Raw genomic sequence first — 4408 nt, forward strand, 5'->3', positions numbered from 1 at the left:
TCGGGAACTGGTCACCGGCGCGGTGAGCGTGCGGACGGCCTGGACCGGCGCGGCCGTCGCGTTGGTGGTCTTCCTCACCGCCGCCGCCCTGCTCAACCCCGCTCTGCTGGTCGCTCGCCGCGCTCGCCGTGGTGCACGGCCGGCACACCGTACGGGCGCTGCTGCGCGACGGCGGCTGCCTGGCCGGCGGGCTGGTGGCCGCGCTGCTGGTCACCTCGGCCCTGTCCGGTCTCGGCTTCGGCTGGGTGGGCGGGCTGACCCGCAGCGGGGACTCCGAACAGTGGACGTCGCCGCCCACCGCCGTCGGGCTGGTGGTGGACTACGCCGGCGCGCTGGCCGGGCGGGACCTGCGGGCGGTGCCGGTGGTCCGGGCCGTGGCGCTGCTGCTGCTCGCGATCGTGCTGCTGGTCCTGTGGCAGAGGGCCTGGCGGGACCGGCGGGCCTCGGCTGAGCCGGCCCAGGCCCGCGCCCGGGTCGCGCTGCACGGCGCCGGCCTGGCCCTGGCCGCCACGGTGGTCCTGTCCCCGGTCTTCTACCCCTGGTACGCGAGCTGGCCGCTGGCACTGCTCGCGCTCACCGCCACCCGGACCACCTGGTTCGTGCTGCCGGCCGGGGCGGCGACCTTCCTGGCCCTGCCCGACGGCACCAACCTGGCCCGTTTCGCCAAGGCCCCTGGCGCGGTGGCGATGACCGCGCTGCTCCTGTTCCTGCTCCTTCGGGTCCGGCAGAACGGACTGAAGCGCTCGCCGCGTCGATGGTCACGGTCCGATGCTCACGATCGTGCTGGAACCTGGTGCTAGTGGCATCGCCGAACCGCCGAGGCCACTACATCCTGAATCGAGCCCGATCTCGAAGGCAGCGGCGGCGGCAGCGGCGGCGGCGAGCGCGAGCAGCGGACGTGCGGGGCCCACCAGTGCGACCAGGACAGCCGTCGCGGCGAGCGCCGTCCAGCTCGGGATGAGTCCGGCCGGTGGTGCGGGGACTGCTCAGCAGTCGAAGTACATGGCGAACTCGTGCGGGGTCGGACGCAGGCGAACCGGGTCGACCTCGTTGGCGCGCTTCCAGTCGACCCAGGTGGAGATCAGGTCGGGGGTGAAGACGCCACCGTCGAGCAGGTAGTCGTGGTCGGCCTCCAGCGAGTCGAGCACGGCCGACAGCGAGCCCGGCACCTGCTTGACGTCGCCCCACTCCTCCGGCGGGAGGTCGTAGAGGTCCTTGTCGATCGGCGTCGGCGGCTCGATCTTGCTCTTGATGCCGTCCAGGCCGCCATCATCATGGCCGAGAAGGCGAGGTAGACGTTGGCCGACGGGTCCGGGACGCGGAACTCGACGCGCTTGGCCTTCGGGTTGCTGCCGGTCACCGGGATGCGGGTGCAGGCGGAGCGGTTGCGCTGCGAGTAGACCAGGTTGACCGGCGCCTCGAAGCCCGGCACCAGGCGACGGTACGAGTTGACCGTCGGGTTGGTGAAGGCCAGCAGCGACGGGGCGTGGTGCAGCAGACCGCCGATGTACCAGCGGGCCATGTCGGACAGGCCGGCGTAGCCGGTCTCGTCGTAGAACAGCGGCTCGCCGTTGAGCCAGAGGCTCTGGTGGGTGTGCATGCCGGAGCCGTTGTCACCGAAGAGCGGCTTGGGCATGAAGGTGGCGGTCTTGCCGTTCGCCCAGGCCTCGTTCTTCACGATGTACTTGAAGAGCTGGAGCTGGTCGGCGGCGTGCAGCAGCGTCGAGAACTTGTAGTTGATCTCGGACTGGCCGGCGGTGCCCACCTCGTGGTGCGAACGCTCCACGGTGAAGCCGCCGTCGACCAGTCGGCGCACGATCGAGTCGCGCAGGTCGGCGTAGTGGTCGACCGGCGGCACCGGGAAGTAGCCGCCCTTGTAGGCGGTCTTGTAGCCGCGGTTGCCGCCCGGCTCCTCGCGGCCGGTGTTCCAGGCGCCCTCGATCGAGTCGATGTAGTAGAACGACTGGTGCGCCGAGGTCTCGTGGCGGATCGAGTCGAAGATGTAGAACTCCGCCTCGGCGCCGAAGTAGGCGGTGTCGGCGATGCCGCTGGCGGCCAGGTAGGCCTCGGCCTTCTTGGCGACGTTACGCGGGTCGCGGGTGTAGGCCTCGCGGGTGAACGGGTCGTGGATGAAGAAGTTGAGCGCGAGCGTCTTCTGCGCGCGGAACGGGTCGATGAACGCGGTGGCGACATCCGGGAGCAGGAGCATGTCCGACTCGTGGATCGCCTGGAAACCGCGGATCGACGAACCGTCGAACGCGAGGCCGTCGGTGAAGAGGTCGTCGTTGACGGACTCGACCGGCAGGTTGAAGTGCTGCATCACGCCGGGCAGGTCACAGAAACGAACGTCGACGAACTTCACGTCCTCGTTCTTGAGGTATCGCAGCAGTTCCTCGGGATTGGCGAACACACATCCTCCTGGCACGTCCACGGGGTGGCTAGGCTTCTGGCGACGCTATGGCCAGGCGGTTGCCCGGCCGTGTCTCCCTTGTTTCTGCCGTGTTACGTCCCTCGCGGAGCGTCAGCGACGCTCCTGTCGCGCCTCCGGCCCGCCACGAGGCCGTACCGACTGTGCCAGTGTAATGACATCTGATGCTTTTGGCCTGAATCGGCACACAGTGGTGACGGCACCTGACCGGCCCTCCTCCCGGCGCGGATTACCCTTGACCGCTGTGACCAATCCGCACGCTTTGGCAGCACCGGCCAACGACCCCACCTTCACCCCGCCGAGCCTCGGTCGGCGGTTTGGCGCACTGATCATCGACTGGGTGCTCTGCCTGCTGGTGTCCAACTTCTTCGCCGACCCGGTACGCGACGGGTGGGCGCCGGTGCTGGTGCTGGTCCTGGAGTACGGCATCTTCCTCGGCCTGTTCGCCCAGACACCGGGCATGTACATCACCAAGGTCCGCTGCCTGAACTGGCACGACGGGGGCCGGATCGGGGTGCTCCGCGGGCTGATCAGGGGCCTGCTGCTGGCTCTCGTCGTCCCCGCACTGATCATGGACGAGCACCGTCGCGGCCTGCACGACAAACTCGCCGACTCGGTGATCGTCGACGCCCCCCGCGGCTGAACCGACCCACTCAAGGCCGACCCGGACCCCGCGCCCCGCTCCCGCTTCCCGCGCCCCTCGCTTTCCGCGTCCCGCCCGCAAGATCGCACTCGATCCAGCATCTGGTGGCATCCGTCGCGCACGAGGCCACTACATCAAGGATTAAGCGCGATCTTGGGCCGGGACCGGGACCGGGACCCGGGCCGGGGCCGGGGCTTGGGCCGGGGCCGGAGGCGGCCTGCGGGTCGGGGGTCGGGTGCGATGAGGGTGTACGCGAAGAGCCGGACCGCGCGGGTCCGGCTCCTTCCGCGTACACCTTGGGGGTCAGCGGCCCCGCGACTGGCGGAACGCGCCCGGCGGCCGCATGTTCTTCGGGATCGCGCCCTTGGGCATCTGCGGCCGGGCGGTGAGCGCCTTGAGCCGCTTGTCCAGCGAGTTGACGTCCTTGCCGGAGAGCGCGCGGGGCAGGCGCAGCAGCGTCGTGCGGAGCTTGCGGATCGGCAGCTCGCCCTCTTCCTGCCCGATCACGTAGTCGTGCAGGGGAGCGGAGCCGATCACCTTGGAGAGCCGCCGCTTCTCCTGACCGAGCAGGCCGCGCACCCGCTGCGGGTTGCCCTCGGCCAGCAGGATCACGCCCGGGCGGCCGATCACCAGGTGGACCATGTCCATCTGGGTGGTCGAGCTGACCGCCGGGGTGACCCGCCAGTCGCCACGCATGTTCTCCATGATCTGCGCCGCCGCGCCGGGCTGCCCCTCGGCGGCGTTCATCATCGCCTTGTTGGACCGCAGGTTGAGCACGATCAGCACCGCGAGCAGGGTGAACAGGATGCCCAGCGGCAGCCAGATCCAGCTCCAGAGGATGACCGCGACCACGGTGAGGGCGAGCGGGATGAGCACCGCGGCGGCGAGCAGCGGCGCGAACCACCGGTCCTGCTTGGCGGTGAACTGAAACACCATCCCGATCTGCTTCAGCCGTTGGCCGAACGAGACCTTCTCCTGGGGCTTTGCCATGTCGCAGAGTCTAGTGGTCGCCGTCCGCCCCGTTGATCCGCGTCCGGGTGCTGGCCGGCTGAGTACCTTACGTCGCCACGGCCATTCGGCCGGGGCGGGTAAGGAGGGTGCCGCCGGGGAAGATGAGGCGCTGTCCCCATGCCCGGTCGGGGCCTTCGCGCGAAGAGTCATCAGCAGAAGACGACGACGCGACGAAGGAGCCCGACATGTTCGGCAACGACGCAGACTTCCTGCTCACCCTGCACCGTACCCACGCCGCCGAGCTGCGCCGCCGAGGTGGCCGCGGACCGACCTCGCCCGGTCGCTGCCGCGCCCCGGCAGCCGCGGTTGGCTCAGCCGAGCGCCAG

2 protein-coding genes and 2 pseudogenes are annotated in these 4408 nt (G+C 69.9%); 2 read left to right on the forward strand and 2 right to left on the reverse strand.

The genetic code is table 11. From position 1 onward, the window contains the following. Nucleotides 1–116: 116 nt before the first annotated feature. A pseudogene (locus JM949_RS34055) lies at nt 117–800 on the forward strand (polyprenol phosphomannose-dependent alpha 1,6 mannosyltransferase MptB); the annotation flags it as partial. 186 nt (nt 801–986) lie between these two features. Here the strand turns inward: JM949_RS34055 and glnA are convergent. Beyond that, nucleotides 987–2410, reverse strand: a pseudogene (gene glnA, locus JM949_RS34060) (type I glutamate--ammonia ligase). Between the two features lie 262 nt (nt 2411–2672). Between glnA and JM949_RS34065 the strand changes: the two are divergent. Then, nucleotides 2673–3071 carry an RDD family protein gene (locus JM949_RS34065; RefSeq protein ID WP_309232445.1) on the forward strand — a complete coding sequence of 133 codons (399 nt, stop codon included), beginning with the start codon at nt 2673–2675 and terminating at the stop codon, nt 3069–3071. A gap of 303 nt (nt 3072–3374) precedes the next feature. Here the strand turns inward: JM949_RS34065 and JM949_RS34070 are convergent, their stop codons facing one another. Then, a complete protein-coding gene (locus JM949_RS34070) occupies nt 3375–4061 on the reverse strand; it encodes a DUF4191 domain-containing protein (protein WP_203152128.1) in 687 nt (228 codons plus the stop codon). Between the last annotated feature and the right edge of the window lie 347 nt (nt 4062–4408).

This window comes from Micromonospora tarensis, from assembly GCF_016803395.1.
Taxonomy (GTDB): Bacteria; Actinomycetota; Actinomycetes; order Mycobacteriales; family Micromonosporaceae; genus Micromonospora; species Micromonospora tarensis.